This is a genomic window from Dactylosporangium sp. CA-233914, assembly GCF_050942935.1.
GTDB lineage: Bacteria > Actinomycetota > Actinomycetes > Mycobacteriales > Micromonosporaceae > Dactylosporangium.
On the sequence record NZ_CP192030.1, the window covers coordinates 4,139,407 to 4,165,994 of the forward strand.

General features: G+C 69.9%; 25 protein-coding genes and 3 pseudogenes. 16 read left to right on the forward strand and 12 right to left on the reverse strand.

Annotated features, from left to right (window positions below; all coding sequences use genetic code 11):
• The first annotated feature begins 4 nt into the window (after nucleotides 1-4).
• From ACQPY0_RS18750 to ACQPY0_RS18765, 4 genes are read left to right on the forward strand one after another with little or no spacing between them, the layout of a single operon-like run.
• Nucleotides 5-1,165, forward strand: coding sequence for an aminotransferase class V-fold PLP-dependent enzyme (locus tag ACQPY0_RS18750; RefSeq protein ID WP_432990524.1), 1,161 nt, complete (start codon nucleotides 5-7; stop codon nucleotides 1,163-1,165).
• Nucleotides 1,162-1,998 carry a hypothetical protein gene (locus tag ACQPY0_RS18755; RefSeq protein WP_432990526.1) on the forward strand — a complete coding sequence of 279 codons (837 nt, stop codon included), beginning with the start codon at nucleotides 1,162-1,164 and terminating at the stop codon, nucleotides 1,996-1,998. Before ACQPY0_RS18750 ends, ACQPY0_RS18755 begins: the two co-directional genes overlap by 4 nt.
• A complete protein-coding gene (locus ACQPY0_RS18760) occupies nucleotides 1,982-2,794 on the forward strand; it encodes an IclR family transcriptional regulator (RefSeq protein ID WP_432990528.1) in 813 nt (270 codons plus the stop codon). The genes ACQPY0_RS18755 and ACQPY0_RS18760 overlap by 17 nt, the downstream gene beginning before the upstream one ends.
• A gap of 45 nt (nucleotides 2,795-2,839) precedes the next feature.
• A complete protein-coding gene (locus ACQPY0_RS18765; protein ID WP_432990530.1) occupies nucleotides 2,840-3,220 on the forward strand; it encodes a Rid family detoxifying hydrolase in 381 nt (126 codons plus the stop codon).
• Between the two features lie 17 nt (nucleotides 3,221-3,237).
• On the opposite strand, the gene ACQPY0_RS18770 is transcribed toward ACQPY0_RS18765, so the two are convergent.
• Complete coding sequence (locus tag ACQPY0_RS18770) at nucleotides 3,238-4,050, reverse strand: IclR family transcriptional regulator (protein WP_432990532.1); 813 nt, start codon at nucleotides 4,048-4,050, stop codon at nucleotides 3,238-3,240.
• 210 nt (nucleotides 4,051-4,260) lie between these two features.
• Between ACQPY0_RS18770 and ACQPY0_RS18775 the strand changes: the two genes are divergently transcribed.
• From ACQPY0_RS18775 to ACQPY0_RS18800, 6 genes are all read left to right on the forward strand, one after another.
• Entirely contained in the window at nucleotides 4,261-5,523 is a 1,263-nt protein-coding gene (locus ACQPY0_RS18775) for an ABC transporter substrate-binding protein (protein ID WP_432990534.1), read from the forward strand.
• A 67-nt stretch (nucleotides 5,524-5,590) separates the two neighbouring features.
• Entirely contained in the window at nucleotides 5,591-6,472 is an 882-nt protein-coding gene (locus ACQPY0_RS18780) for a carbohydrate ABC transporter permease (protein ID WP_344615389.1), read from the forward strand.
• A complete protein-coding gene (locus ACQPY0_RS18785) occupies nucleotides 6,469-7,302 on the forward strand; it encodes a carbohydrate ABC transporter permease (protein WP_432990537.1) in 834 nt (277 codons plus the stop codon). Before ACQPY0_RS18780 ends, ACQPY0_RS18785 begins: the two co-directional genes overlap by 4 nt.
• A gap of 2 nt (nucleotides 7,303-7,304) precedes the next feature.
• Nucleotides 7,305-8,471 carry an ABC transporter ATP-binding protein gene (locus ACQPY0_RS18790; RefSeq protein WP_432990539.1) on the forward strand — a complete coding sequence of 389 codons (1,167 nt, stop codon included), beginning with the start codon at nucleotides 7,305-7,307 and terminating at the stop codon, nucleotides 8,469-8,471.
• Nucleotides 8,468-9,415 (forward strand): alcohol dehydrogenase catalytic domain-containing protein, encoded by a 948-nt coding sequence (locus ACQPY0_RS18795; protein WP_432990541.1) that lies wholly within the window; start codon nucleotides 8,468-8,470, stop codon nucleotides 9,413-9,415. The genes ACQPY0_RS18790 and ACQPY0_RS18795 overlap by 4 nt, the downstream gene beginning before the upstream one ends.
• Before the next feature lie 24 nt (nucleotides 9,416-9,439).
• On the forward strand, nucleotides 9,440-10,162 hold the full coding sequence (locus ACQPY0_RS18800) for an SDR family NAD(P)-dependent oxidoreductase (protein WP_432990543.1): 723 nt from the start codon (nucleotides 9,440-9,442) through the stop codon (nucleotides 10,160-10,162).
• 56 nt (nucleotides 10,163-10,218) lie between these two features.
• On the opposite strand, the gene ACQPY0_RS18805 is transcribed toward ACQPY0_RS18800, so the two are convergent.
• Genes ACQPY0_RS18805 through ACQPY0_RS18825 form a run of 5 tightly spaced genes read right to left on the reverse strand, consistent with a single transcriptional unit; the run spans nucleotide 10,219 to nucleotide 16,502 of the window.
• Nucleotides 10,219-11,877 carry a family 43 glycosylhydrolase gene (locus tag ACQPY0_RS18805; RefSeq protein WP_432990545.1) on the reverse strand — a complete coding sequence of 553 codons (1,659 nt, stop codon included), beginning with the start codon at nucleotides 11,875-11,877 and terminating at the stop codon, nucleotides 10,219-10,221.
• A gap of 6 nt (nucleotides 11,878-11,883) precedes the next feature.
• The gene (locus ACQPY0_RS18810) at nucleotides 11,884-12,711 is read right to left on the reverse strand and encodes a carbohydrate ABC transporter permease (protein ID WP_432990547.1); all 828 of its coding nucleotides are present in this window, start codon (nucleotides 12,709-12,711) and stop codon (nucleotides 11,884-11,886) included.
• Entirely contained in the window at nucleotides 12,708-13,637 is a 930-nt protein-coding gene (locus ACQPY0_RS18815; RefSeq protein ID WP_432990549.1) for a carbohydrate ABC transporter permease, read from the reverse strand. Before ACQPY0_RS18815 ends, ACQPY0_RS18810 begins: the two co-directional genes overlap by 4 nt.
• A gap of 5 nt (nucleotides 13,638-13,642) precedes the next feature.
• On the reverse strand, nucleotides 13,643-14,992 hold the full coding sequence (locus tag ACQPY0_RS18820; protein ID WP_432990551.1) for an ABC transporter substrate-binding protein: 1,350 nt from the start codon (nucleotides 14,990-14,992) through the stop codon (nucleotides 13,643-13,645).
• Between the two features lies 1 nt (nucleotide 14,993).
• Complete coding sequence (locus ACQPY0_RS18825; protein ID WP_432990553.1) at nucleotides 14,994-16,502, reverse strand: alpha-N-arabinofuranosidase; 1,509 nt, start codon at nucleotides 16,500-16,502, stop codon at nucleotides 14,994-14,996.
• 87 nt (nucleotides 16,503-16,589) lie between these two features.
• Between ACQPY0_RS18825 and ACQPY0_RS18830 the strand changes: the two genes are divergently transcribed.
• Nucleotides 16,590-17,594 carry a LacI family DNA-binding transcriptional regulator gene (locus ACQPY0_RS18830; protein WP_432990555.1) on the forward strand — a complete coding sequence of 335 codons (1,005 nt, stop codon included), beginning with the start codon at nucleotides 16,590-16,592 and terminating at the stop codon, nucleotides 17,592-17,594.
• Nucleotides 17,595-17,670: 76 nt separating this feature from the next.
• On the opposite strand, the pseudogene ACQPY0_RS18835 reads toward ACQPY0_RS18830, so the two are convergent.
• A pseudogene (locus ACQPY0_RS18835) lies at nucleotides 17,671-17,808 on the reverse strand (IS256 family transposase); the annotation flags it as partial.
• Nucleotides 17,809-17,892: 84 nt separating this feature from the next.
• On the opposite strand from ACQPY0_RS18835, the gene ACQPY0_RS18840 reads away from it, so the two are divergent.
• From ACQPY0_RS18840 to ACQPY0_RS18850, 3 genes are all read left to right on the forward strand, one after another.
• On the forward strand, nucleotides 17,893-18,387 hold the full coding sequence (locus ACQPY0_RS18840; protein WP_432990557.1) for a hypothetical protein: 495 nt from the start codon (nucleotides 17,893-17,895) through the stop codon (nucleotides 18,385-18,387).
• A gap of 616 nt (nucleotides 18,388-19,003) precedes the next feature.
• Nucleotides 19,004-19,666 carry a hypothetical protein gene (locus ACQPY0_RS18845; protein WP_432990559.1) on the forward strand — a complete coding sequence of 221 codons (663 nt, stop codon included), beginning with the start codon at nucleotides 19,004-19,006 and terminating at the stop codon, nucleotides 19,664-19,666.
• Between the two features lie 78 nt (nucleotides 19,667-19,744).
• Complete coding sequence (locus ACQPY0_RS18850) at nucleotides 19,745-20,776, forward strand: hypothetical protein (protein ID WP_432990561.1); 1,032 nt, start codon at nucleotides 19,745-19,747, stop codon at nucleotides 20,774-20,776.
• Between the two features lie 280 nt (nucleotides 20,777-21,056).
• On the opposite strand, the gene ACQPY0_RS18855 is transcribed toward ACQPY0_RS18850, so the two are convergent.
• Nucleotides 21,057-21,623 (reverse strand): TetR/AcrR family transcriptional regulator, encoded by a 567-nt coding sequence (locus ACQPY0_RS18855; RefSeq protein ID WP_432990563.1) that lies wholly within the window; start codon nucleotides 21,621-21,623, stop codon nucleotides 21,057-21,059.
• Between the two features lie 299 nt (nucleotides 21,624-21,922).
• Here ACQPY0_RS18855 and ACQPY0_RS18860 point away from each other — a divergent pair, with 299 nt between their 5' ends.
• On the forward strand, nucleotides 21,923-22,402 hold the full coding sequence (locus ACQPY0_RS18860) for a nuclear transport factor 2 family protein (RefSeq protein WP_432990565.1): 480 nt from the start codon (nucleotides 21,923-21,925) through the stop codon (nucleotides 22,400-22,402).
• Between the two features lie 49 nt (nucleotides 22,403-22,451).
• On the opposite strand, the pseudogene ACQPY0_RS18865 reads toward ACQPY0_RS18860, so the two are convergent.
• Nucleotides 22,452-22,802, reverse strand: a pseudogene (locus ACQPY0_RS18865) (transposase); the annotation flags it as partial.
• 517 nt (nucleotides 22,803-23,319) lie between these two features.
• Nucleotides 23,320-23,787 carry a hypothetical protein gene (locus ACQPY0_RS18870; RefSeq protein WP_432990567.1) on the reverse strand — a complete coding sequence of 156 codons (468 nt, stop codon included), beginning with the start codon at nucleotides 23,785-23,787 and terminating at the stop codon, nucleotides 23,320-23,322.
• A gap of 249 nt (nucleotides 23,788-24,036) precedes the next feature.
• Here ACQPY0_RS18870 and ACQPY0_RS18875 point away from each other — a divergent pair.
• A pseudogene (locus ACQPY0_RS18875) lies at nucleotides 24,037-24,404 on the forward strand (IS1380 family transposase); the annotation flags it as partial.
• An 85-nt stretch (nucleotides 24,405-24,489) separates the two neighbouring features.
• Here ACQPY0_RS18875 and ACQPY0_RS18880 read toward each other — a convergent pair.
• Nucleotides 24,490-25,455, reverse strand: a complete 966-nt coding sequence (locus ACQPY0_RS18880) for a fibronectin type III domain-containing protein (protein WP_432990569.1) — start codon at nucleotides 25,453-25,455, stop codon at nucleotides 24,490-24,492.
• A gap of 521 nt (nucleotides 25,456-25,976) precedes the next feature.
• The gene (locus tag ACQPY0_RS18885) at nucleotides 25,977-26,564 is read right to left on the reverse strand and encodes a hypothetical protein (protein WP_432990571.1); all 588 of its coding nucleotides are present in this window, start codon (nucleotides 26,562-26,564) and stop codon (nucleotides 25,977-25,979) included.
• Between the last annotated feature and the right edge of the window lie 24 nt (nucleotides 26,565-26,588).

The following is a 26,588-nucleotide window of genomic DNA, read 5'->3' on the forward strand; positions in this document are numbered from 1 at the left end:
ACACATGGACATCTATACCGAACTGGGGTTGCGAACCGTCATCAACGCGGTCGGGCCGGCCACCCGGCTCGGCGGCCTGCCGCTGTCCGACGAGGTCGTGGAGGCGATGCGGGCGGCGGGCGCACGCAATGTGCGCATGGACGAACTCCAGGAGGCCGCCGGCGCCGAGATCGCCGCCCTGCTCGGCGCGCCCGCTGCCTACGTCACCAGCGGCGCCGCCGCGGCCCTGAGCCTCGCCACCGCCGTCTGCCTCGCCGGCGACCGCCCGGCGGCCATCGACGTGCTGCCCGAGGTCGCCGGGCCGCGCCGCCGGGCCATCGTCCAGCGGGCCCACCGGGACCCCTACGACCACGCGCTGAGCGCCGCCGGCGCGGACCTGGTCGAGATCGGCTACCCCGGCTCGACCCGCCCCGACGAGCTCGCCCGCGAGCTCGACGAACGGGCCGCGCTGGTGCTGTGGCGGCCCGGCCGCGGCGGCGACCACCTCGGCATCGCCGAGGCCTCGGAGCTGGCCCACCGCGCCGGCGTGCCGGTGCTCGTAGATGCCGCGATGGACGTACCACCCCTGGCGAGGCTCGCGGAACTGCTCGACGGCGGCGCCGACCTGGTCGCGATCAGCGCCGGAAAGGCGTTCCGGGGCCCGCACACCGCCGGGATCCTCTGCGGCCGGGCCGACCTGGTCGGCGCCGTCGCCCTGCACCACCAGGACATGGACATCCGGCCCCGCACCTGGCAGCGCTCGGAGATCACCGGCGCCGACCCCGTCCGCGGCCGGCACGGCATCGGCCGGGGCATGAAGGTCGGCCGCGAACAGATCATCGGCCTGCTCGTCGCCCTGCGGGCGTTCGTCCGGGACCCGGACGCCCACCACCGGCACGGGGCGCAGGAGTTGACCGACATTCGGGCCGCGCTGGAGGCCGACGCCCGGTGCTCGGTCCGGGATGGCTACGAGCACCACCTCGACGTGCCGGTCCTCGAGATCGACCTGTCCGCGTGCGGTCGCGACGCCGATGACGTGGTGCGGGAGCTGGACCGGGGCACGCCCCGCATCCACGTCGGCGAGGACCGCGCCTGGCAGGGCGTGCTCGTCGTCAACCCGATGGGACTGCAGCCCGGCGACGGTGCCGCGCTCGCGAAGCGGCTGGTCGAGGTGCTCGACCAATGACGAGCCCGTGGCGGCTGGCGGCGGCGCCGGTGGCCCGCATGCCGATCGTGGGCTCGGCGGCGTTCTTCGGCCGCAACGACCCCGACTTCCACGACCTGTGGTTCTACGTCTGGCTGGTCACCGACGGCGAGCGGACCGGGCTGATCGACACCGGCCTGCCGATCGGCGACGCCGACCGGGCGGCGCTGGAGAGGGCCAATCAGGCCCTCGACCCGCGATGCGCGTTCCACGACGTGCGGCTGCTGCCGGAGGCCCTCGACGTGCTCGGGGTCCGCGGCGAGGACGTCGACTTCGTCCTGCTCACCCAGACGGTCACGTACCACACCGGCGGTCTCCTGCCGGACCTGCTCCCGCGGGCCACGATCTACGCCTCGTACGCCGGGGTACGGGAGATGTTGTGCGCGCCGCCGGGGCACCCGCCGACCGAGTTCTACTTCACCAGCGGCACCTGGTCGCTGCTGCGGGACCTGGCGGTCGCCGGGCGGCTCGTGCTGAGCGACGGGCCGGTCACCGTGGCGCCGGGGCTGGAGTTCGAGACGACCGGCGGCCACCACCCGGGGTCGGCCGGCGTCCGGGTCCGCTGCGCCGACGGCGTGGTCGGCCTGCTGGAGACGGCGTTCTTCGACCGCAACATCGCCGAGGAGCTCCCGATCGGCATCGCCGAGGACGCCGCCGAGTGCCGGCGGGCCATCAAACAGTATCGACGCGTGTGTGATGAGGTGGTGGCGTTGCACGACCCGGGCAACGCGGCGCGCTTCCCGATCGAACCTGGGCGGGACAGCCGGTCACACCTCAGCACGCAAGGAGGCCAGCGTCATGACCGCCACCCGTGACACCTCCCCGAACGTCCAGTCCACGACCGGCGTCAAGTCGGCCGAGCGGGCTCTGGACCTTATGGAGTACCTCGCGGCGCACCGCTCCGGCGCGACGTTCCCGCAGATCGGCCAGGACCTGGGCTTCCCCAAGAGCAGCCTGCACGCGCTGCTGGGTACGCTGGTGGGCCGCGGCTGGGTCTATCTGGATGAGGAGCGGCGGCGCTACCGGATCGGGGTGCGGGTCTGGGAGACCGCGCAAAGCTTCGACTACCTGGACAGTCTTGCCCACCGGGCCGAACCGCACCTGCGGGCGGCCCGCGACGAGCTCAACGAAACCGTGCAGCTCGCCGTGCTCGACGGCATCGACAACGTCTACATCGCCAAGGTCGAGGCCGACCATCCGCTGCGGCTGGTGTCCCGGGTCGGGATGCGGCTGCCCGCCTACGCTACCGGCCTCGGCAAGGTGCTGCTGGCCTACCTTGATCCGGCGGACCTGAAGGCACGCCTCGAGGGCGTGAGCATGCGCAAGTTCACGCAGCACACCGTCGCCACGTGGCAGGAGCTGTTCGCGCGGGTCCAGGACATCCGTGAGCGCGGCTTCGGCGAGGACGACGGCGAGTACACCCCCGGGGTCTTTTGCGTCGCCGTACCGGTCAGGGACGGCACCGGGCGGGTGGTGGCCGCGATGAGCTGCTCCATCCCCCGTGTCCGGCTCGGTGAGGGACCGGCGCACCGAGACCACCTGGTGAACACGCTGACCCGCCACTGCGAGGCGATGTCCCGTGACCTCGGCTGGCGAGGCGGTGGCCAGTGACCAGTGTTCGTCCACATCAGACAGTCATCCCCGAAGGGTGGAGACATGGTGCAACAGATCCGGACCGACCGGGCCCCGGCGCCGGCCGGGGCGTACTCGCAGGGGCTGCTCGTCAACGGGCTGCTCTTCACCGCCGGGATGGGACCGGTTGACCCGGCCACCGGGGAGATCGTCGGCCGCGACGTCGGCGAGCAGACCGTTCAGGTCCTGCGCAATCTCGACGAGGTGCTGCGGGCCGGTGGAAGCGGACTCAGCCGGGTCGTGAAGGTCACCGTGCACCTGGCGGACCTGGCCGACTTCGCCGCCTTCGACCGGGCGTACGGCGGGCTGATGTCCGAGCCGCGGCCGGTGCGCACGACGGTGGGATCGACGCTGGCCGCCGGCATGCTCGTCGAGATCGACTGCGTGGCGGCGGCGGGCGGCTGACGCCGCGCCGGCGGCGCTCAGGACAGCGGGGCCATCAGCGAGGCGAGCCGGCCGGCGCAGGCTCGCAGCGCCGGCAGGTATCGCTGGGCGCGGTCGCCGGCAGTGCCCGCGCGGGCCGAGGGGATGGAACAGCTCACGGCGGCGACGACCGCCCCCGACTCGCTGCGCACCGGCACGGCGACGCAGTAGAGCCCGACGGTGTACTCGCCCTCGTCCTCGGCGAAACCGTTGGTCCGCACGGCCGCGAGCCGGCGCAGCAGCTCGGCCTTGTCGCCGACGGTGCTCTTGGTGAACCGCTGCAACGTGACCCCGATCAGCCGGCGGCGCAGCTCGCCCGCGGGCAGGCCGGCCAGCAGCACCTTGCCCAGCGCCGTGGTGTGCGCGGGCAGCCGCAGGCCGACGCCGGAGACCAGGCGCAGCGGATGGTCGGACTCCTCCTTGGCCAGATAGACGTTGTCGAGGCCGTCCAGGACGGCCAGCTGCACCGTCTCGTTGAGCTCGTCACGCAGCGCGCGCATCTCGGGTCCAATGAGGACGGTGATGTTCCGGTTGTGTGCGTACGCCTGCCCGACCTCCCAGGCGTGCAGCCCAACCCGGTAGGCCCGGGATTGCGGGTCCATGAACAGGTAGCCGTGGTCCGACAGCACCCGCAACAGCCCGTGCAGGCTGCTGCGGGGGAGCTTCAGGGCGGTGCGGATACCGCTGGCGTCGATCCCGTCGGTGTGCCGCGCGACCAGGTCCAGGATCTGCAGTACCCGCTCGGCCGACTTGATGGAGCCGGCCGGCGCCGCGGCGTCCGCGGCGTCAAGAGATCGGGTTGTCGGCGCCATGGTTTCCGTCCGCCTTTGTCCGTGAGTCGAGTCCCGAGCAGGGTGCCACACGCGTCCGATCGTAGGCAATCAACCGCTGCTGAGCTGCATAAATAGGCAAGTCGTTCAGGTATCTGAACGCCTATTCCCATACTCGATCACCGCGTCTACAGTCGTGGACCAAGTCCCGCGTCCCTCCGACACACCAACTGCCCCACGAGGTGGACTGGAATGTTGAGACACCGATCCGCACTTCTGGCGGCCGCTGTCGTGGCTTCACTGAGCCTGACGGCCGCATGCGGCGACACCGATGAACCCACCAAGTCCGCCGAGGACGGCGGCACCCTCGAGATCGCCCACTGGGACCTGCTGGCACCGAGCTACGGCGCGAAGATGTGGGAGACCTTTCAGGGCTACCAGCAGCAGAACCCGAAGGCGACGCTGACCAAGCAGGAAGTCACCCGGGCCGACTACGAGACCACGATCAAGACGCAGATCGCCGCGGGGGGCGGCCCCGACGTGTTCGCCGTCGCCGACACGTTCCTGCCCGAGCTCGCCGAGGCGGGCGTCCTCGAACCGCTCGACGGCGTCTTCGGCGCCGACGCGAAGCTCAACGTCACCAACGAGGGCGGCAAGTGGCGCGGCAAGCAGCTCGCCATCACCGCCCAGATCGCGCCCTACGCGTTCCTGTGGAACAAGGACATCCTGGCCCAGGCCGGCGTCCAGCCGCCGACCACGCCCGAGGAACTCGTCACGGCGGCGAAGACCATCAAGGAGAAGACGGGCATCACGGGCTTCGCGGTGCGCCACCGCATCGCCGAGGAGAACCCGTGGTGGATCGACTTCAACAACTGGCCGCAGGGCTTCGGCGGCGGCTGGTCCGACGGCAAGACCCTCACCATCGACCGGCCGGAGAACGTCGCCGCGCTCAAGGCCTACAAGGCCGTCTACAGCTCCGGCGCCTTCGCCGTGGGTGATGACGCGTCGACCTTCCGCACGAAGTTCAAGGAGGGCAAGCTGGCGATGCTCATCGACGCGACCGGCGCGCCGACCGCGATGATCAGCGACAAGGTGCCGGGCACCTCCATCATGTCCTCGAAGCTGCCGTTCCCGGGCAAGAACACCAGCCAGGTCGGCATCTACTTCGTCATCAACAAGCACTCCAAGAACAAAGAGCTGGCCAAGGACTTCCTGCGCTGGCTGGTCCAGCCGCAGCCGCAGCAGAAGCTCTCCGAGGTCATCGGCAACGCCTCGACCGTGGCCGTCGACACGACGGTCCCGGAGGCGTACGTGAAGGCCAACCCGTGGGTCACCGCCTACCGGGAGAACGCGCCGTTCTCGCACGACGCCGTGGTGGACGGGTTCGAGGCCAAGACCCCGCAGATCCGCCACATCGTGCTGCAGTGGATCGAGAAGGTGCTGCTGCAGAACGTCCCGCCCGAGGAGGCCCTCGCCAAGGCGGCCCAGGAGGCCAAGGCGGCGGTCGGGGGCTGACCCGCCGCCGGCGCGGTAGGTGCCGGGCCAACCGGCACCTACCGCGCACGATCCCCGAAGGAGGGCCATGAGCACCCGATCGCGGCTCGCGCCGTACCTGTTCGTCGGCGGCGCGGCAGTCTATCTGCTGGTGTTCACCGCCACCCCGCTGCTGCGCGGGGTGCTGCTCAGCTTCACCGACACCAAACTGCTCAATCCCGACGGCGGCGAGTACGTCGGCCTGGACAACTACCACGACCTCCTCGTCGACGACCGGTTCGCGTCGTCGGTGCTCACCACCATCCTGTACACCGCCTGCACGGTCGCCGGGTCACTGCTGCTCGGCACGGCCGCCGCGTTCGCGATCAACGACGGATTCCGCGGCCGGGCCGTCGTGCGGGCCATCCTCACGATGCCGTGGGCGGTGCCGTCGATCGCCGTCGTGCTCGTCTTCACCTGGATCTTCAACGTCGGCGACGGGGTCGCCAACCGCGGCCTCGCCGTGCTCGGCATCGGTGAGCAGGGCTGGCTCATCGACCCCGACCTCGGCCTGCTCTCCGTGACCGCGGTCAGCGTCTGGAAGGTGTTCCCGTTCATCATGCTCGTCGTCCTCGCCGCCCTGCAGTCGGTGCCCGCCGAACTGCGTGAATCGGCCCGGGTCGACGGCGCCGACCGGTTCACCGCGCTCAAGGAGATCGTCCTGCCGCACATCGCGCCGACCCTGCGCATCGTCGCGCTGCTCATGACGATCTGGTCGCTGCGCCGGTTCGAGATCATCTACCTGCTCACCGGCGGCGGACCGGTCGACGCCACCAACACGCTCGTCATCAACGTCTACCGGGAGGCGTTCGCCAACTCCGACCTCGGCCGGGCGTCCGCGCTGGGGATGCTCGGCCTGTGCCTGTCCCTCGTCGTCACCGTCGTCTACTTCGTCGTCGAGCGACGCTCGGCGCGGCGGGAGGCGCAGTGAAGCGGCTGACCGGAGCGGGTCCCGGGCGATGGCTCGCGGTCGTCGTGCTGATCGTCGTCGCCGGCTTCCCAGTGTACTGGATGCTCAACACCGCCCTCGCCACCCGCGAGGAACTGTTCAGCGGGCAGAGCCTGTGGCCGCGCGTCGACCGGATCGCTTCCGTGTTCGACGTCTTCGACAGCGATGTACCGCTGCTGCGCTGGCTCACCAACAGCGCGATCGTGGCGTCCGGCACGACGTTCTTCAGCCTGGCGCTCGCCGTGCTGGCCGGTTACGGGCTGTCGCGGTACCGCCGCTTCCACGGCCGCGGTCTCATCGGCTTCGCGTTGTTCGCCACCCAGATGCTGCCCGAGGCGCTGTTGATCGTGCCGCTCTACACGCTGTTCGTGTCGCTGGGCCTGATCAACGGGCTGTTCGGCCTGGTGCTGGCCGACACGGCCTTCGCCATGCCGGTCGCCGCGTGGATCATCAAGTCGGCCGTGGACGGCGTCCCCTACGAGATCGAGGAGGCGGCCCGGGTCGACGGCGCGCCCCGGTTCGTCATCTTCTCCCAGGTCACGCTGCCGCTGGTGGCGCCGTCGGTGGCCGCGGCCGCCGTCATCACGTTCTTCGACGGCTGGAACGAGTACCTGTTCGCCTCGACGTTCATCCGCGACTCGACGAAATGGCCGGCCAGCAAGGGCCTGTCGTCGTTCATCGGCGAGTTCATCACCCCGTTGTCGACGGTGTTCTCCGCCGCGCTGGTGTTCACCGTTCCCGCCATCGTCTTCTTCCTACTGGTCCAGCGCCGGATCGTGAGTGGCCTCACCTCCGGTTCGGTGAAGGGGTAGGCATGCCAGCCATTGCGTTCCGGGGCATCCGGAAGTCCTACGGCGACACACCGGTCATCCACGAGTTCTCCACGGAGATCCCGGACCGGGAGTTCCTGGTGCTGCTCGGCCCGTCCGGGTGTGGAAAGTCCACCATGCTGCGCATGATCGCCGGGCTCATCGACATCACCGGCGGTGATCTGCTCTTCGACGGCCAACGGGTCAACGACCTGGAACCCAAGCAGCGCAACGTCGCGTTCGTCTTCCAGTCCTACGCGCTCTACCCGCACAAGACGGTGCGGGCCAACATCGCCTTCCCGCTGTTGATGAGCCGCTTCCGCTGGTGGCAGCACATCCCGGTGGTCGGCATGGTGGCGCGCTGGCGGGCGATGCGCGACCCCGCGATCACCACGAGAATCGAGCAGATCGCCGCGACCATGGAGCTCACGCCCTACCTCGACCGCCGGCCGCGCACGCTGTCCGGCGGGCAGCGGCAGCGGGTCGCACTGGCCCGGGCCCTGGTCCGCGAGCCCTCGATCTACCTGCTGGACGAGCCACTGTCCAACCTGGACGCCAAGCTGCGGGCGCAGATGCGCACCGAGATCACGGCACTGCACCGGCGAGTGGGCGCGAGCTTCATCTACGTGACGCACGACCAGGTCGAGGCGATGACCATGGGCACCCGCATCATCCTGCTCAACGACGGCGTGGTGCAGCAGAGCGGGACCCCGCAGGAGATCTACGACGAGCCGGCGAACACCTTCGTGGCCCGGTTCATCGGTTCGCCGGCGATGAACCTTCTGCCGGTCACGGTCCGGGACGGACAGGCCACGATCGACGGCGGTACGAGCGTGCCCGCCGGCGGGGTGCCCGACGGGACGGCCCTGCTGGGCGTGCGGGCGGAGAAGGTGCGGGTCGCCGCGACGGGCTCGGGCCAGCCGGCCCGGGTGGCGGTGGTGGAACGGCTGGGCGCCGAAACCGTGGTCGGCTTCCGGCTCGGGCTCGCCGCCAACAGCGAGGAGCTCGGCGCGGCCGCCGTGCGCGACCTGCACTACGCGAAGGTACCGGGTGACGCCGGCCTCGCCGTCGACGACGAATGCCGGGTGCTGCTCGACCTGAGCGGCGCCTGCTGGTTCGACAGTCACAGCGGTGCGCGCATCGGCGCGCGGAAGGATGGACGTGTCGCATGAAAGCACTGCTCTACGCCGGGCCGCTCGAACTCGTCGTCACCGATCTCGACGTTCCGGCCCCGGCCGACGACGAGGTGCTGGTGCGGGTGGCCGCGGCCGGGGTCTGCGGGTCCGAGGTGGAGGGTTTCGCCACCCAGAGCCCGTTCCGCAAGCCGCCGCTGGTGATGGGTCACGAGTTCGCCGGGCATCGGGTCGACGACGGCGCTCTGGTCACGGTCAATCCGCTGGTGGCGTGCGGCGATTGCGGCAACTGCCGGCGCGGCCGGACGAACATCTGCGACAACCGCAGCATCCTCGGGATCAACCGGGCGGGCGGCTTCGCCGAGTACGTGGCCGTGCCACGAGCCAACGTGCACCCGCTGCCGGCCGGTGTGTCCCCGCAGCGTGGGGCGTTCGTCGAACCCATGGCCAACGCCGTGCACGCCGCGAACCTGGTCGCCGACCGACTCGTCCCGGACGCCCGGGTCGGCGTGATCGGCGCCGGCATGCTGGGCACGGCGGTGCTGCTGGTGCTCCGCAGCCGCGGCCTGACCGGCATCCACGTCGCCGACCTGGCCGAACAGCGGCTGGCGACCGCGGCCAAGGCGGGCGCCGGCCGCACCGGGCAGCGGCTGACCGGCACCTTCGACGTCATCGTGGACACGGTGGGCACGGCCGGGACCCGGGCCGACTCCGTCGCCCTGCTGCATCCGGGCGGTGCCGCGGTCTGGCTCGGCCTGCATGCTGCGGAGTCCGATGCGGACTGCAGAGCGATGATTCGGGGTGAGAAGGCGGTCGTGGGCAGCTTCTGCTACACCGCCGCGGAGTTCGCGGCGGCAGTGCCACTGGTCGCCGCCGTCGACGAGGACTGGCTGGAACTTCGAGACCTCGCCGACGGTGTCGAGGTGTTCGAGGCGCTGATGCGGGGCCCGTCGGCGCGCATCAAGACGATGCTGGTGCCCTGACTTTTCCATGCTCGGGAGGGCTCGATGAGCCGCACGGTGGTGGTGGGAGGCGGCGGTACCGGCATCGGCCGGGCGGTCGCCGCGACGTTCGTCGGCAACGGCGACCGGGTGGTGCTCGTGGGCCGGCGCGGGCCGGCGCTGCGCGCCGCGGCGGAGAGGCTCGGCCCCACGGCGACCTGGGTCGCCGCCGACCTGAGCACGGCGGACGGTGCCGCGCGGGTGGCCCGCGCGGTGGACCGGGTGCACGTGATCGTGGCCGGCGCCGGGGGCACCGCCGCGGCGGTGCCGTCCGAGCTGGACGCGATCGCCCGGGAGTGGCGTGCCGACTTCGACCAGAACGTGCTGACCGCCGTGCTGCTGGTGGCCGCGCTGCGGCCAAAGCTGGCCGAGCAGGGCCGGGTGATCGGCATCGGCTCGATCGGCGCCCAACTCGGCAGCGGCTACAGCGGCTCGTACGGCGCGGCGAAGGCGGCGCTGCACGCGTGGATCTTCTGGCTCGCGGCGGAACTGGGGCCGGCCGGGGCCACTGCCAACCTGGTGCTACCCGGGTACGTGCAAGACACCGAGTTCTTCGGCGACCGGATGAACCCGCAGTTCCACCAGGCCAGGGTCGACCGCACCCTGGTCGGGCGCGCCGGAACTCCCGAGGACGTCGCGTCCGTCGTGAAGTTCCTGGCCTCGCCCGAGGCATCGTTCGTCACCGGGCAACTGGTGGGAGTCAACGGGGGAACGGTGTTGGGACGATGAGCTCACCGGTACCGTCCGAGGTCAACGTTCTCCTTGATCGCGGGTCGGGACCTCCGTCACCGCAGGCTGCGGTACACGCGGAAATAGTCGAAGACGGCGGTGGCTTGCGGGTCGTTGCCGCCCTGGGCGACCAGTCCGATGCGGGGTGAGCTGCCGGGCGGAAACGTCCACGTGCCGCCCCACGACCAGTGCACGCCGTCGCGGCTCCAGCCGGCCCGGTACCGGTGCTCCCCGCCGACGACCGTGTGCGCCAACCGTAGCCACGTCGTCTCGGCCGGCGCCCCCTCGACCATGCCCCCGTAGGACAGCCGCCCGGCGTACGGCAGCTCCCGGCCGAACTCGATCTGCCGGGTGTTCCAGATCGCGACGTGGCTGAGCCGGGCGAAATCGTCGTCGCCGGCGTACACGATGAGGCCGGCCTGCTGGTAGTTGCGGACCGTGTCGACGCCGAGGTCGATGATCAGCTTCGTCTCGACGACGTAAGGCCCGCTCGGCGCGGCCCGGGTGAGCACGCCGGCGGTGTTGGCGCTGCCGACGAGGTCGGCCGGCTCGGTCGGCCAGCGCAGTGCGCCGCCGGTGACGGTGGCCCGGTCGTCGCGCCGGGTCCAGGTCCATCCGGCGCCCAGGCCGGCTCCGTTGAACTCGTCGGACGCGTTCGGTACCAGGGGCCCGACCCTCGGCGGCGCCGCCAGCCCGTTGCTCGACGGCCCAGGCCCGGCGCGCACGATCGGCCAGCCGTCGACCCAGTCGAGCCGGTCGACGAGCATCGGGCGTCGGTTGATGCCGAACGGCTCGTTCAGGTACGGCTGGTTGCGGTCGATCGCGTGGTACACCAGCCAGTCCTGGCCATCGGTGTCGGTCACGACGGCGTTGTGGCCGGTGCCGATCCAGCGGTTGCCGTTGGGCTGGATGACCGGTGTTCCGCCAACCCGGGAGGTCAGCAGCGAGATGCCGTCGCGGTCGACGAACGGCCCGGTGGGGCTCGCCGACCGGCCGGCGAACACGCTGTAGCCGGTGGTCGGGCCGGCGCAGCAGTTGGCCGCCGAGCCGAACAGGTAGTACCACGGCCCGCGCCGCACGACGTAGGCACCTTCGTACCGGTTGTCGATGGTCACCCGGGTCGGCGGGCCAGTCACCGACAGCCCGTCGGCGCTGACCGGGACGGTGAAGATGCCGCCGAAGTACGAGCCATAGTAGAGCCAGTTGCGCCCCTGCGCGTCGGTGAGCAGCGCCGGGTCGAACGTCCACAGGAAGCCCCCACCGGGGGCCGGCCGGGGCGCGACGATCGGGCCGCCGCTGTCGGTCCACGGCCCGAGCGGGCTGGGTGCGGTGGCCACGCCGATCGCGGAGTCGTCGCCCGGGTTGAGCGTCGTGTCGGTGACCGTGTAGTACAGCACGTAGCGCCCGCCGACGCGGCGGATGTCGGGCGCCCACAACCCGGCGGTGCCGGTGGCCCAGCCGGGTCGGTGGGTGAACACGTCGCCGGCGTACGCCCAGTGGAACAGGTCGGTGGAGCGCAGGATCGGCAGCAGGTGCGGTGTGGTCTCGCCGACGTGCAGCGGGTCGCTGGTGCCGTAGGCGTACCAGGCGCCGTCATCGCCCCGCACCACCGACGGGTCGGCGAACGTGTCGGCCGCCGTCGCCGCGGCAGGTGCCGCTGAGACAGGTGCCGGGGTGAGGGCCGCGACGAGTGCGGCTACCACCATGAAACGCATGCGAAATCATCCCTTCAGTCCGCTGCGCGAGACGCCTTCGACGACGTACCGCTGGGCGAACACGAACAGCAAGAGCGCGGGGACGCTGGCCAGCACGGCGCCGGCCATGATGACGGGGTAGTCGGTGACGTACTCGCCCTGCAGCAGGCCCAGTCCGGCGGGCAGGGTGAGCCGGTCGGCGCTGAAGAGCGTGAAGATGGGCCACAGGAAGTCGTTCCAGTTCGTCAGGAACGACAGCACGGCCAGCGTGGCCAGGGCCGGCTTGGACAGCGGAAGCACGACGCGGGTGAAGATCTGCCACTGGTTGGCGCCGTCGAGGACGGCGGCTTCTTCCAGTTCGCGGGGCAGCGAGAGGAAGAACTGGCGCAGGAAGAACACGCCGAACGCGCTGGCCGCGCCGGGCACCACGATGACGGCAACGGTGTCGAGCCAGCCCAACGTGTCGACGACGAGGAAGTTTGGGATGATGAGCGTGGCGGGCGGCACGAACAGCGTCGCGACGATCACCGCGAACATCATTCCCCGGCCGCGGAAGCGCATCCTCGCGAGGGCGTATGCGGCGGTGGAGGCGGTGGCGAGCACGAGCACCGCCTGCAGCGTGGCGGCGAGCATGCTGTTGACGAACCAGCGGAGGATTGGGTTCTGCGAGTCGGCCTGGAACAGCCGTTCATACCCGTATGTCGACACCGGGTGCGGCAGCCAGGTGGGCGGGCTTTGCTGGGCCGCCGGGTAGGTCTTCAGCGAGGTGAGCACCATCCAAACCAGCGGTACGACGAAGACCGCGGTCAGCACCAGCAGCGCGGCGTAGAGCAGGATGCGGCGGGCGGTCCTCACGAGTCCCCCTGATAGCGGAAGAGCCGGAAGTTGGCGAAGCTGACGATCGCGAGCATGAGGGTGAGCGTGACGCTCATCGCGGCGGCCCGGCCGGCGTCATTCTGGCCGAGGCCGAGCGAGACGACGTACGACACGACCGTGCGGGTCTCGGTGCCCGGCGCGCCCTTCGTGATGAGGTACGACTGGCCGAACATGTTGGCCGAGGCCAGAATCGTGGTGGTGATGACGAACAGCATGACCGGCCGCAGGCCCGGCAGCGTCACGTGACGGAACCGGTCCCACGCGTCGGCACCGTCCACTTTGGCCGCCTCGTAGAGCTCGGCCGGGATGTCCTGGAGGCCGGCGAGATAGATGACGGCGTTGAAGCCGCACGTCCACCAGACGGTGACTCCGACGAGCGACACCCACACCCACGGCGTCGCGGTGACCCACGGCGTCGACGTGCCCAGCAGGTGGTTGACGAAGCCGAGGTTCGCGTCCAGCAGGAACCGCCACAGCAGCCCGATGACCGCGACGCCGAGCACGTACGGCGCGAAGTACACCGCGCGGAAGAACGTCCGGCCCGGGAACGAGCGGTTGAGCAGCACCGCGATGCCCATCGGCAGAGCCACAAGCAGCGGCACCGACGCGACGGTGAAGATGGCCGTGGCGCGGACGCTCTCCCACCAGTCGCCGTACACCAGCGAGCCCGGTGAGAAGAGTTCGGTGTAGTTGTCGAGGCCGACGAACGGCTTGTTGGGTAGCTGGAAGTCCCACTGATGCAGGCTGAGCCAGACGCCCAGTATGACCGGCAGCAGCCCGAAGACGCCGAAGATGACCAGGTACGGCAGCAGGAACAGGTACGGCGTGGCGCTGCCGTGCACGGCGCGCGCCACCGGAGGCGACGCGGTGCGCCGCGCCACCTCCGGTACGGTCGCGACGGCCACGACCGTCAGCTCCCGTACTTCTTGCGGTTGTCCTCGAGCAGCTTGTCGGCCTTGGCCACACCGTCGTCCAGGGCCTGCTTCGGCTGCTTCTTGCCAAGTACGGCTTCGTTGACGGCGTCGTAGAACAGTTTCGTGACATCGCCGATGCCTGGTGCCGCGGGTGGGAACGCCGCGTCGGGCAACTCGGCGGCGAGCGTGTTCATCTCCGCCAGGTCCTTGAACTTCGGGTCGTCGCGCACCGAGTTGCGGGCCGGCACCTGCCCGCCGGCCGCCCAGTCCAGCGAGTGCTGGCTGAGCCAGTTGATGAACACCTTGGCGCCGGAGACCTTGTTCTGCTCGACGTTGCGCTGCTGGACAATGGTGAAGTTGTGTGAGTTGGCCCAGACCGCCTTCTTCGTGCCGATCTGCGGCAAGGGCGCCACGCCCCACTGCACGTCGGGGCTCTTCTTCAGGTCGTTGACCTGCCAGATGCCGTTGACGTTGAACGCGTTCTTGCCGCTCTTGAGGGCGAGGTAGTCCGCGTCCTGCCCGACGTTGGTCGGCGAGTGACCGGCCGAGATGAGACCGGTGAGCCAGGTGACGGCCTCGACGGCCTGGTCGCTGTTGAACGTGGCTTTCGTCGCGTCGGCGTTGTAGAGCGCGCCGCCGAACTGGTACACCAGCGAATAGGCGGTCATGCCGCCGGTGAACTGGAACGGGCTCACCCAGAACCCCTGGATGCCGGCCTTCTTCAGCTCGGCGAGGGCCGCCTCGAGGTCGGCGCGGTTCTGCGGCGGCTTGTTCGGGTCCAGGCCGGCCTTCTGTAGCAGCGCCTTGTTGTAGTACAACCCGACCGGGTGCATGTCCAGCGGGATGCCGTAGCGCTTGCCCTGGTACAGGCCGCCCTTCCAGACGGTGGTCGCGAAGTCCGCCTCGGAGAGCCCGAGCGCGCTCGCCACGTCATCGATCGGCTGGATCACCCTGCGGGCGGCGAACGTGGCCAGCATGTCGATGTGCATGACGGCGACGTCTGGGCCGTTGCCGCTGGACACGGCGCCGGGCAGCTTCGCGTAGTAGTCCTCCCACTTGTACGTGGCCACGCTGATCGCGATGTTGGCGTGCTCGCCGTTGAACTGGTCGACGAGCTTCTTGAAGATGTCCCCGTCGCCGCCGGTGAAGCCGTTCCACAGGTTCAGCTGGACCTTCGGTCCGGTGTAGTCCTTGCCGCCGTTCCCGTTGCCGGTGGAGGCGGTCGGCTGGTCGCTGCCGCCGCAGCCGGCCAGGCCGAGCGCGGCAGCGGCACCGAGCCCAAGGCTCAGCCCGAGGAGCCGGCGCCGGCTGATGTCGGTCGGGCTGATGTCGGTCGGGTATGTCATCTCAGTCGCTCCTTGAGGGGGTGTAGCGGATCAGGTTCCAGGACGCCGCGCGCAGCCGGACGGACGAGCGGCCGGCGTCCACGACGGGGCGCGGCCGGGCCTGTGGGATGACCCGGTCGGGGTGGTTGGTGGTGTTGCTCTCGCTGGAGGCGTCCAGCGCGACATGCTCGGCGCCGGTGAGAGCCGGGAAGCCCCGAAGGTCGAGGTCGAGGGTGAGGTCGTCGCCGCCGCGGTTGACGGCGAACACGGCGAGGGCGCCCGGCTCCTCGTCGTGGACGGCGACGAGGTCCACTGAGGACACTTCGCCGTAGCGGGCGGTGTCGTGGGTCGGCCCGTCGGGTTCGGTGCGCAGCACGGTACCGCGGGCGTACCGGCTGGTGAGCGCGAACGGGTGGAAGATGCTCTGCCGCCACGCCGGTCGTCCGCTGACGGTGCGGATCGGCGCGATGACGTTGACCAGCTGTGCCTGGCATGCGACACCGACCCGGTCGGCGTGCCGGAGCAGCGTGATGAGCAGGTCGCCGACGACCACCGCGTCGGTGGCGGTGAACGTATCCTCGATGAGCGCGGGCGCCTCGACCCAGCCGCGCCGGTCGAGGTCGCCCTGCAGCCGCTGCTGGTACCAGACGTTCCACTCGTCGAAGGAGATCTTGAGCCGGCGGCGGTGGCGGTGCTTGGCCGCGACGTGGTCGGCGGTGGCGACGACATCGTTGATGAACGCGTCCATGTCGACGGCCGAGGCGAGGATGCTGGCCCGGTCGCCGTCGGACGGGTCGTAGTAGGTGTGTGCGGAGATGTAGTCGACGTGTTCGTAGACGTGCTCGAGGACGGTCGCCTCCCACCCGGCGAACGTGGGCATGGAACGGTTGGAGCTGCCGCAGGCCACGAGGCTGATCCGCGGGTCGATCAGCTTCATCGCGCGCGCGGTCTCGGCGGCCAGCCGTCCGTACTCGGTCGCCGTCTTGTGGCCGACCTGCCAGGGCCCGTCCAGCTCGTTGCCCAGACACCAGAGCCGGATGCCGTACGGGGCGTCGACGCCGTGCTTGCGCCGCAGGTCAGCGAAGTAGGTGCCACCCGGGTGGTTGGCGTATTCGAGGAGGTCGCAGGCCTCCTGCACGCCGCGTGTGCCGAGGTTGACCGCCATCATCGGCTCGACGCCCGCGGCCTGCGCCCAGGTCATGAACTCGTTGAGCCCGAACGCGTTGGTCTCGATGCTCTTCCATGCGAGGTCGAGCCGGCGCGGACGGTCGCCGGTCGGGCCGACGCCGTCCTCCCAGCGGTACCCGGAGACGAAGTTGCCGCCCGGGTACCGGACGACCGTCACGCCGAGCTCGCGGGTCAGCCGCAGCACATCCTGGCGCAGGCCGAGCGAGTCGGCCTCGGGGTGTCCGGGATCGAAGATCCCGCCGTACACGCACCGGCCCATGTGTTCCACGAACGATCCGAACAGCTGGCGGTCCGCCTCGGCGATCCGGAAAGACGGGTCGATGGTTACCCGCGTCGTGTTCAAACCTGTCGCCTTTCGTTGACGGTAATAAATATTTACAACGTTGTAGGCAACGTTGTAAAGTGCCGGACACGCGGTAGAGTGCGCTGCGTGCGGCACAGGCTGAAGGATGTCGCCGAGCGCGCCGGGGTGTCGGTGAAGACGGTTTCCAACGTCGTCAACGGCTACGAGCACGTGCGGCCGGACACGCGCGCCCGCGTGCTGGAAGCGATCGACGCGCTGGACTACCGGCCCAACCTCAGCGCCCGAAACCTCCGCCGCGGCCGCACGGGCCTCATCGCGCTCGCCGTGCCCGAGCTCGACATCCCCTACTTCGCCGAGCTCGCCCGGCACATCGTCACCGCGGCCGCCCGACACGAATGGACCGTGCTCATCGACCAAACCAACGGCGACCGCGAACAGGAGCGGCTCGTCGCCGCCGGCATCCGCGACCACCTCATCGACGGGCTGATCTTCAGCCCGCTCGCGCTCGCCGACGCCGACCTCGACGCCGGGATCGGGCGCACGCCGATGGTGCTGCTCGGCGAGCGCGTCCACGGCGGGCCCGCCGACCACGTCGCCATCGACAACGTCGCCGCCGCCCGGGACGTCACCGCCCACCTCATCGCGATCGGCCGGCGCCGCATCGCCGCCATCGGCGCGCAGCACGCGGCCGAGGGCGTTACCGCCCGCCTGCGCCTGGCCGGATACACGGAGGCGCTCGGTGCGGCCGGCCACCCCGTCGACGAGGCACTCATCGCGCCGGCGACGCACTGGCACCGCACCGACGGCGCCGCGGCCATGCGGACGCTGCTCGACCAGCGGCCCGACGCCGTGTTCTGCTTCAACGACACGCTCGCCCTCGGCGCGGTCCGGGCGCTCCACGACGCCGGGCTCCGCGTGCCCGGTGACGTCGCCGTCGCCGGCTTCGACGACATCGAGGACGCGCGCTTCTCGGTGCCGACGCTCACCACGGTCGGGCCCGACAAGGCGCGCCTCGCCGCGGTCGCGGTTGACCTCCTGGTCGCCCGGCTCGGCGCCCCCGACGCACCTCCCCAGGGGCAGACCGTGCCCTACGCGGTCAAGCTACGCGAGAGCACCGGTCATTTCTCGTAGACTGACCCGGGGCGCTGCCCCACGCGGGACTGTCAAGATAACGGTGTAACTGGATTTGTTTGGGGTCTACTTTGTGGCCGGCGGACAGGCGTCCGTCAAAGGCGATGTCGAAGGCGTTCAGGGCTGGTTTCCGGCGGGTGATCCAGCGCTTGGTGCCACGGCCGGTGGGGTCGAGGGCCATGACGGCCAGATAGATGTACTTGAGCGCGGCTTGGGAGTATAGACAGCCGTCGCCCCGCGATCGGGGCGTGTGTGCCATCCTCCTCCTGTCGAGATCCACAACCACGGGGAGCCCGCCTTGCACACGCGCCGAAGACTGACCGCCCTGACCCTCGCCCTGGCCGCCGCCGCGACGCTCGCCGCCGGCTGCGAGGGTACCCCCAGCGCCACCGCGCCCGCCGCGAGCACGGCCGGCACCGCGAGCGCGGCGCCCGCCGCGAGCACCGCGCCCAGCGTCACCGTCGCGTCGGTGTGCCAGGCGATCGACGACGTCTACGCGCCAGAGCGGCTGATCCTGACGAGCACGTGGGGACAGTACGTCACCGCCACGAACCAGGGCGACACGACCAAGGCCGCCGAGCTGAAGGCGAAGCTCGAGGAGATGGTCCCGCGGCTGAGCAAGGCGGCCCGCGCCGAGGTCGCGAAGTCGCCGGACGCCGGCCAGCGGGCGGCCCTGGAGCAGTACCTGGACGCGGTCGACACGTGGTACACCAAGCCCTCCTCCGGGGACGCCGTCACCCGCCTGGAGAAGGCCGTCGAGGCCGCGCAGCAGTACTGCCCGAAGATCCGCTGACCCTTCGCCGCCGGCGCCGAACCTTCAGGCGGCGTGCGGCAGCCGGGCAATCAGGCGGCGGTGGTCGGCCAGGTTTGATGCCGAGGTCGTGCAGGACCTTGGCGGCCAGGCCTCCGCCCTCGCGCAGGACGCCTACGGTGAGCTCTGCAGCGCGACTCGGGACCGGTTCGACGCGGCCGCCTTCAACGAGTACGAACGAGCCGCATAGAAGTCCAGATCAGGCACTGAAGCGAAATATCGACACCCCACAGGGTCAACTCGCCGAGATGACCTGGCGCGTACACGCCCGCGGCTACCGTGACCGTACGGGTTATGGCAATCTGATCGATCAAGCGGAGTTCCCGGTTCTTGGGGTTGTCTAGGAGTGGCAAATCCCTATACCGGAACTCCGCTTCCTACTTCCTGATCAACACACCCTTTGACGGCTGCCTGGACCGCCTCGCTGAGCGGCGTTAAGGCTAGTTGAGCGATCCGGTGATCAGCTTATGTCGATGTCACGCCCCCATGTTCAGCCATGGATTGTTTACCTCTACGGGATCGCTTAATCGTCATTCATCGATTAATCTCTCCATTGGTGGGCGCCGTCCGGCGCTCGCTTCACACGGGGAGGAAGCGAATGTCTTCGCAACGTGGATTGGTTGCCAGGGCGGCGGCCCTGCTGGTCGGCGTCCTGGTGGCCAGCATCGCAACGTCCGGCGGGTCGGCTGTCGCCGCACCGGCCGAGGCGTCGGCGGCTGGCGAAAGTAGTCCCGGCATGCGCCTGGTCAAGTTCGACGCCGCGGTGGCCGAGGCGAACGGCTACAAGGTTGTCACGCTGCCGGACGGCGCCCGCGCGTCGGTGCCGGCGGCTCTGGCCGAAGCGGCGCAGCGCGGCGACTACGTGCCGACGACCGGCGTCATCCGGCCGACCGGCATTGCGTCCACCTCGGGCTACGGCGAGGTTGGAGGCAACTGCGGCATGTCGTGGCTCGGCCTTGACGCTCGCGGCGGGTCCCGTGCGACGCTGACTACCGGCATGCAGATGAACCCGGACGCTGGCGGTCCGTGGGACGTAATCTGGCGGGTGAACATCACCGACAACGGCGGGAGTTCGTCGCAGTCGTACTCCGAGGATGACGGCTTCTACGGCTATCTGAGCTGGACCGCGTTCGCGCGGGACCTGGGCCTGACCCGCGGCACCGCGATCGCCAACGTGAGCTCGTGGCTGAGCTACGCGATCACGACGCACGGCTGGGTGTGCTGGTCGAACGGCCCGGTTGCGTCCGCGAACATCTACTGAACCGCGCGCGGTGCGCGGGCCGTTGGAAGGTTCCGCGCACCGCGAGTCCGGTGGCACACTGATTCCGGAGGTGGTGGCATGCGGTTCAACCTCGGCGAGTCCGTCGACGAGCTGCTCGCCGTCCATGCCGCCGACGCCCGACGAGCACTGAACGCATTCGGTTCGCTTGCGGCGTTTGACGGCGAGGGCCTGCCCGGTGCGCCCGCAGTGGGCGGCTACGACGAATCGGACGACGTTGTAGTCGCGGTGCGTTTGCACTACGGCGACCCGGCGGCGGACGGACCGTGGGCCTGTGTCGAAACGGCCCGCTTCGCCCACACTCGAATGCTGCCCGCACCGCTACGACAGCTGATCGAACACTACTTACGCCTCGACGGCGTGCGCTTCGCCGACGTCGACTGGACCGCCGGCACCGGCACGATCGTGGTCGACGGCCGGCCAAGGAGGGCCGAGACGGTACACGCCGGCCGCTGGCGGGCGACCAGATGCGAACATGACGCCGCGCAGATCACCGTCGTCACCCGCGACTGGCTGCCTGCCACAGTGACGGTGCGGCTCGGGTCCGACGTGGAGCCGGCGCTCGCCGGCCGTCGGCGTCCACCAATCCCGCCCCCAGCCCCGCCCCAGCCGCCCGTGGTTCCCAGTGAGCCCCACCGCCCGCTCGCTGACGTGGTCCTGCGCAACACCGCCGACCGCAGGGCCTGGCTCGTGGACGGCGGCCCGGTGCCCAGCCTGCCCGCTTCGTGGGGGGCGCTGTGGGCCGCAACCGTCCGCCGTCAGATGGAGCTCGCCGACCAGACCGAACCCATGGCCCAGCGCGCGGTGACGACCTTCACGAGCCACCTGAGCTCCCTCGAGCACGAGTTCGCCTGGTTCCGCACCGACGGCCAACTGCGCGAGCGCGCGATCACCGAAACGCTGCTGTTCACCACTGGCCTGCGCGTCAACGTCCCCAGCCGCCCGGCCCAACTGGCGTGGCTTCGCCGGGCGGGCGCACCCATGCCGCCGATCGACCTCACTGCCGCCTCGGCCACCGAGACCGACTGGACCGATGCCTGGCAGACCTGGGCTCAAGCAACGTCGACCAGCGACGACCGAAAATGGTCCTGACGGCCTCAGAGCCGGCGGGGGACTGGACCCCCAAATCTTCCGACTAAAGGGCAATTTATGTCCCTTTATGCGAGTATTGTGCTCGCCGTTTAGCTTGATCTGACCGGCCTGGAGCGAGAAGTCGTAGAACGCGTGCAGCAGGAATCGCGCACCAACCACGCGGCGGGTCTCTCGCAGTGCGACGGCGGACGGCATTGCTCGTCCTGCCCGCCGGCAATGAGGAACAGCCGGCGCAGCTGTTCCCAGAGGCCGCGACCGGCTCCAAACCCGTCGAGGGAGCCTAATCCGGGCGGCGGGCGAGGGAGGTGAGGATGATCTTCTGTGCCTCGCGGGCTGTTGCCGCAAAGTCGGCCGGATCCCGGCCGATGCGTTCAGCTCCCGCCCGAATGACCCCGGCCAGTAAGTCCACCATGAGGTGCACGTCCCCGACGTCGCGGAATTCTCCGCGCGCGATGCCGTCCCGGACGACGTTCCTCACCTCGACCGCGACCGCGTCGAACGCGTTAGCGGGCCGTTTCGGCGCCTCGGCGCCCGGCGTGCCAGAGCCGGGCCGGAACATCAGCTGCAAGGTCTGGTCGGTGAACGCCTCCAGGACCGTCTCGATGATCTCCCGCATTCGTTGCTCGGCCGGGTCCGCAGACCGGGCGGCGATCGCGGCCACCCGCTCGACCGCGGGCCGGCCCGCCCGCTGCGTCAGCGCCAGAACGAGCGCGCTCTTGTCGCTCGCGTAGTTATACAGCGTGTTGCGCGCAAGCCCGGCCCGGGCTGCGATGTGGCCCATGTTGATCGAGTCGTAGTCACGCTCGAGCAGTAGCTGGCGCATCGCCTCGGCGAGGTTGGCCCACACCCTCTCGTGGTGCTCGCCGATGCTGGCTCCCCGGATACGCGGCATCCAGCCATCCTGCCCTACCGCGGCGCCCCGCTCATCCCCGGACTTCCTCCCGCCTTGCGGCCGTCGCTGACCTCAAGTAGGCCCTGCCTGCCGGATGAACGGCATCACACGGCGCTGCCGCTCGTTTGTTTTTGGCGACGGAACGTCGTAATCTTTACGACAGGTAGTCGCACGGAAAGACAGGCTTCACGGAGCGCCGTTCGAGCGGCATGTGACCGCTCTGACGTCGTCGTAACTGGACGGAGGGATTACTCGTGGATGCGCTCGCGGATCGCGCCGATCTCATCGAACTGCTCAGCCGGTATGCCGACATCGCGGACCTGAAAGAGTTCACCGAACTGCCCGGCCTCGTCCTGACCGACCCGGTGACGCTTGACTTCTCGTCAGTCGCCGACATTCCGCCGATGGTCACGCCGCTGAGCGAGTATGTCGGGATCCTCCGCGGCTCCTTCGAGCCCTACACGGCAACCCACCACGCCATCACCGGCCACGTCATCAACATCGACGGCGACACGGCCACGATCCACGCGCACGTCCGTGCCGAACACTGGGTCCCCGACGAACTCGCCAACGGTGGACCAAACCGTTGGCTGGTGGTCGGCTTCTACGACAACGAGGCGGTCCGCACGCCGGACGGCTGGCGCCTCAACCGCGTCAAGCTCACGGCGACGTACCAAGAGCACCCGCATCTATCCAGCCCGGCCCTCGCCGCCAATCAGGCACGCTCTAGCTGATCCGGAAATCGACCGGCTTCCTGCGACGAGGCCGTGTTTCATCAGCCAGTCAAAGCCACTCGTTGATGGCGGCGATGTGAACTGTGGCCTGGTAGTGCACGGCGAGTTTGTCGTAGCGGGTTGCGATCGCGCGGTGGCGTTTCAGCCGGTTGATGCCGCACTCCACCGCGTGGCGCTGCCGGTAGCGTTCGGGGTCGAAGGCTGGTGGACGGCCGCCCTTCGAGCCCAGCTTGCGCCGGTTGGCGCCCTGGTCGGCCTTGCTCGGGATGGTCGCCTTGATCCCGCGCCGGCGCAGGTAGCGGCGGTTCGCCCGCGACGTGTAGGCCTTGTCGTCCAGGACCCGGTCCGGGCGGGTGCGGGGCCGGCCGCCGTCCAGCCGCGGCACCCGGATGCCGTCCAGGCTGCTCGCCGACCTGCCCGGACATCAGGCGGGGACGATTCGCCGTCTTTGCCTTCAGGCGGCACCACTGCAACCGCTGCTGCATGGTTGTCGATGCCAGGAACTGCGTCCATGACGCGTACTGCAGCGGCGATCGGTCCGCATCGTCGACGTCCGGCTCTGGCGCGACGGGCATGGGATACGCCCGGGCTATCAAGTCCCGGGCCTGCTCGGGTGGCAATCGCTCAGCGAACTCGAGCAGCTCGGTCAGCGTCGGTGCCTCACGCATCGGGTCCACATCACCATCGTCCACCTACCCAATGCCGCGACGCGATCGGTCGTGTCCGCAGCCGCGACGGCCGGACCGAGCACACCTCTGCGTCGAGGCATCAGCTACACCCCCAGGCCGGTATCTACGACAACACCGTCCGGGCTGCCGACCGTTGACGCGCGCGCTGTCGGCCGCAGATGAGTGCGGTGCCGTTGGGTCCTAGCGGACCTGGAAAACCCGTCTGCCGCACCCAGATCCCGCAGAGCGTCACTGGAGCGGGCCGGTGCCATTCTCTCGGCGCAGTCGCCTCTCACGACGCACCATGAAGACCCAGCCCGCGACGATGACGGCGAGGCCGGTGAGCAGCAGGGTCGGAACTGCGCCGCGCATCTCATCGTCGGTCTGCAGGTACACGCCGCCGGGTATGAGAGCGACGGCGAACCCGACCATCAGCACCGCGAAGGGCAATTCGAATCCGCGAAGTCTTGGCGGCGTCCAGATGCGCGTGACCGCGAGGACAGACAGCGCCAACATCCCGGCACCCATCAACGTCGCGAGCCAGCCGGACCAGCCGAGCACCGCGGCCGCCAGGAAGACTGTACCGGTTCCCGCCGTGAGTGCTGTGTACCGGCGTTCACGGCCGCGCCATCTCGCCGGAACCCAGTATCTCGTGATCGCGAGAATCGAGAGCACGAACATGAAGATCGCGAACGTCCAGGCAAAGGACACGAACATAAGGCTATCGTTCTATGACCCAGTGTCCCCTGCTGGAATCGGGACTGGCCGCTCCTCGCAGCGTCAGGTCGCAGCACGGAGGCCTGACAGCACCCGGCTCCGCCGGAGCCGTCGCCCGCACCGGGCAGCAGCGCACTCATCTCGGCATGTCCGCGAGCCTGACGACCAACTCTCGATGACGTTCGTAGCGAGCTGATCGCGGCATGTGCGGAAACGTGATCAAGCGGTCAAGATGGCAGTGCGCGTTAGTCCGGGATGCTGCCGGAAGGCCGGGCCGGGTCGAACACCACCGCCGACCAGGACGCCGTGCTCGACGACGCCCTGGCCCAGATCCCCGATGCGCACCGGCACCGCACCCCGATCCTGATCCGCTCGGACTCCGCCGGCTGCACCCACGGCCTGCTCGCCCACATCCGCGGGCTGCTCGGACACGGTCTGGACACCCGCTTCTCCGTCGGTGTCGCGATCACTGAACCGATCCGGGAGGCGATCCTCGCCGCAAACAGCATGGCCAGTGGCTGCCCGCCCTCGACAGTGACGGCGAACCCTGCGACGGCGCCGAGATCTGCGAACTGACCGGCCTGCCCCCCGATGCCGGGTTCCCGGCCGGGACCCGACGGCGGGTCGGATGCTGATCTGCCGTCGAGCGTCGAGCGTCGAGCCGGTCGGGTGTAGGAAGACCAGGATGTCGCGGCTGGGAGTTCACCGGCAGGCGATGCCGTTGACGCTGAAGTTGGTGGGTGGCGTGTACGGCGTGACCGTGTAGAGGCCGACGCTCACCACCGCGACGCCGCCGGCCGGGGCGATCGTCGTGAGCCCGGGCAGCGGGGTGAGGGTGGCGGCCGTCCCCACCCGGGTCGCGGTGGCGTTGTAGGCGCCGGTGATGCTGATCGTCAGCGGCAGGGTGAACTGGACCGACCAGGGGGTCACCGGATCCGGCGTCGTGTTCTGCACAAGGACGGTCACCGCGATCATGGGAAACGACTGGGTGTTGAGCGCAACCTGGCAGGTGAGGGAGCCCGGCGTCGTCACGGTGGCGGCGCTGGAGCGCGCGGACTGGTTGTTCCGGGCGTCAACGGCGATCACCGCGAAGGTGTAGGCCGTTCCCGGGGTCTGTCCGCTGAAGGCGTAGGCGCGCGAGCCGGGCGCGACGGTGGCGACCGTGGCCCAGGTCGTGCCGAACAGCCGCTGGAGCTGGTAGCCGGTGACCTGGACGTTGTCGGTCGCGGCCGCCCACGAGACCGTGAAGGAGGTGGGCGTGACCGCGCTGAACGTGGGCGCCGCCGGGGTGCTGGGCGGCTGGGTGTCCGGCCCGGGCAGGGTCGTGAAGGTGACCGGTGCCGACGGCTCGCTGTTGGCGAGATCCAGGCCCGGCTTCGGGACGGAGTAGACCCGGAACGTGTAGGTGACGCCCGGGGTCAGTCCGGTCAGCGCGAGCGCACCAGTCAGGTTCCGGCGGTATTCGTACCACTGGCTGCCGGCGAGCACCTCGGCGACGTCGTAGGCGGCCGCGCCGTTGCGGTTCCACCACAGGTCGGCGCCGGTGTCGGAGACGTGGACGGCTTCCAGTTGCGAGGGCGCTGTCACCGGTGTGTCCGCGTGGGCCGGTGCGGGGGCGAGCGTGAGGGCGATGACGACGGCGACGGAGACGGCCAGGAAACGTTTCACGGCGGCACCCTTCGGAGTACGCGGCGGAAATTCCATCGTCAGGCATCCATAGGTTCATGTCCATCGACCGGTAGGTGACCGTGTGGTCCGCGGTGCGAGCCGAACCGTCCGGCGCGTAAATTTCAAACGGCTGGCTTCGGGACAGGATTGGCCTATCGAGCTGTTCGCGGAGATAGCGACCTGTCGACGTCGGGGCGCCCAGCGGGGACAGCCGGCCGCACAACCGCAGAAAATCGCTCGCGCTGACGGCCGAGAGCGGACGGCGGCCGGACTGCACAGTGGTGATGTCGACGCCGCGTCGGGATCGCCCGAGGCGTCGGCCCCGCCCGCGGCCGCCGGCGCCCCGGTCGGGCAGGGCTCGGTGCAGCTCGCCGCGGTGGCCGGGATCGGCGCGCAGTACCGGACGCGGCTGAACCTGAGGCCGGAGGGCAGGAAGTACCTCGCCAGCGCGTTCGCCGACGCCCCGCCCGGACCTCGCCCGCCGCCGGCGGCGGCGGGTCGGCTGACGCGCCGACGACGCGTCAGGAGACGGTCAGGGCGGTCTCGTCGACGGCGAACGACGTCTGCAGCGAGCTGTCCTCGGTGCCGGTGAACCGGACGGTGACCGTCTGCCCGGCGAACGCGGCCAGGTTGAAGGTCTTCTGGGCGTAGCCGGTGGCCTTGTTCAGGTTGCTGTAGGTCGCCAGCGTGGTCGTGTTGACCTGTACGGTCAGCTTGTCGTAGGCGTTGACGGTGGTCGTCTCGAACGTGTCGATGTGCAGCCAGAAGCGCAGCGTGGCGACGGAGCACCCGGCTGGCAGGGTCACGGTCTGGCTGAGGGTGTCGGTGTGCACGGTGCCGTGGCCGTCCAGGAACGCGTTCCAGGTGCCCGAGAGGGCCGGCTCCTGGGCCCACTGCCCGATCACGCCGGTACTGTCGGTCCAGGCTACCCTGCCGAGCTCGAAGTCGGCGTTGGCCAGCTTCTGCCCGGGGCTGGCGCAGCTGCCGGTGCGCGACGCCGGGCTGAACGCCGACGCGGCCGGGCCGCTACCGAACACGGCCGTCAGGCACACCGCCGCGGCCGCCGCGGCGGCGCCGGACCACCGGCGGCCTCGCTGAGGCATGGACATTCCCTTGCTCCTTCCTGTGAATCT

Excerpts from the sequence above, each read along its gene's own strand:
- ACQPY0_RS18750 (WP_432990524.1), top strand. The coding sequence starts at position 5 with ATGGACATCTATACCGAACTGGGGTTGCGAACCGTCATCAACGCGGTC.
- ACQPY0_RS18755 (WP_432990526.1), top strand. The coding sequence starts at position 1,162 with ATGACGAGCCCGTGGCGGCTGGCGGCGGCGCCGGTGGCCCGCATGCCG.
- ACQPY0_RS18760 (WP_432990528.1), top strand. The coding sequence starts at position 1,982 with ATGACCGCCACCCGTGACACCTCCCCGAACGTCCAGTCCACGACCGGC.
- ACQPY0_RS18765 (WP_432990530.1), top strand. The coding sequence starts at position 2,840 with ATGGTGCAACAGATCCGGACCGACCGGGCCCCGGCGCCGGCCGGGGCG.
- ACQPY0_RS18770 (WP_432990532.1), bottom strand. The coding sequence starts at position 4,050 with ATGGCGCCGACAACCCGATCTCTTGACGCCGCGGACGCCGCGGCGCCG.
- ACQPY0_RS18775 (WP_432990534.1), top strand. The coding sequence starts at position 4,261 with ATGTTGAGACACCGATCCGCACTTCTGGCGGCCGCTGTCGTGGCTTCA.
- ACQPY0_RS18780 (WP_344615389.1), top strand. The coding sequence starts at position 5,591 with ATGAGCACCCGATCGCGGCTCGCGCCGTACCTGTTCGTCGGCGGCGCG.
- ACQPY0_RS18790 (WP_432990539.1), top strand. The coding sequence starts at position 7,305 with ATGCCAGCCATTGCGTTCCGGGGCATCCGGAAGTCCTACGGCGACACA.
- ACQPY0_RS18795 (WP_432990541.1), top strand. The coding sequence starts at position 8,468 with ATGAAAGCACTGCTCTACGCCGGGCCGCTCGAACTCGTCGTCACCGAT.
- ACQPY0_RS18800 (WP_432990543.1), top strand. The coding sequence starts at position 9,440 with ATGAGCCGCACGGTGGTGGTGGGAGGCGGCGGTACCGGCATCGGCCGG.
- ACQPY0_RS18805 (WP_432990545.1), bottom strand. The coding sequence starts at position 11,877 with ATGCGTTTCATGGTGGTAGCCGCACTCGTCGCGGCCCTCACCCCGGCA.
- ACQPY0_RS18820 (WP_432990551.1), bottom strand. The coding sequence starts at position 14,992 with ATGACATACCCGACCGACATCAGCCCGACCGACATCAGCCGGCGCCGG.
- ACQPY0_RS18845 (WP_432990559.1), top strand. The coding sequence starts at position 19,004 with ATGTCTTCGCAACGTGGATTGGTTGCCAGGGCGGCGGCCCTGCTGGTC.
- ACQPY0_RS18850 (WP_432990561.1), top strand. The coding sequence starts at position 19,745 with ATGCGGTTCAACCTCGGCGAGTCCGTCGACGAGCTGCTCGCCGTCCAT.
- ACQPY0_RS18870 (WP_432990567.1), bottom strand. The coding sequence starts at position 23,787 with ATGTTCGTGTCCTTTGCCTGGACGTTCGCGATCTTCATGTTCGTGCTC.
- ACQPY0_RS18885 (WP_432990571.1), bottom strand. The coding sequence starts at position 26,564 with ATGTCCATGCCTCAGCGAGGCCGCCGGTGGTCCGGCGCCGCCGCGGCG.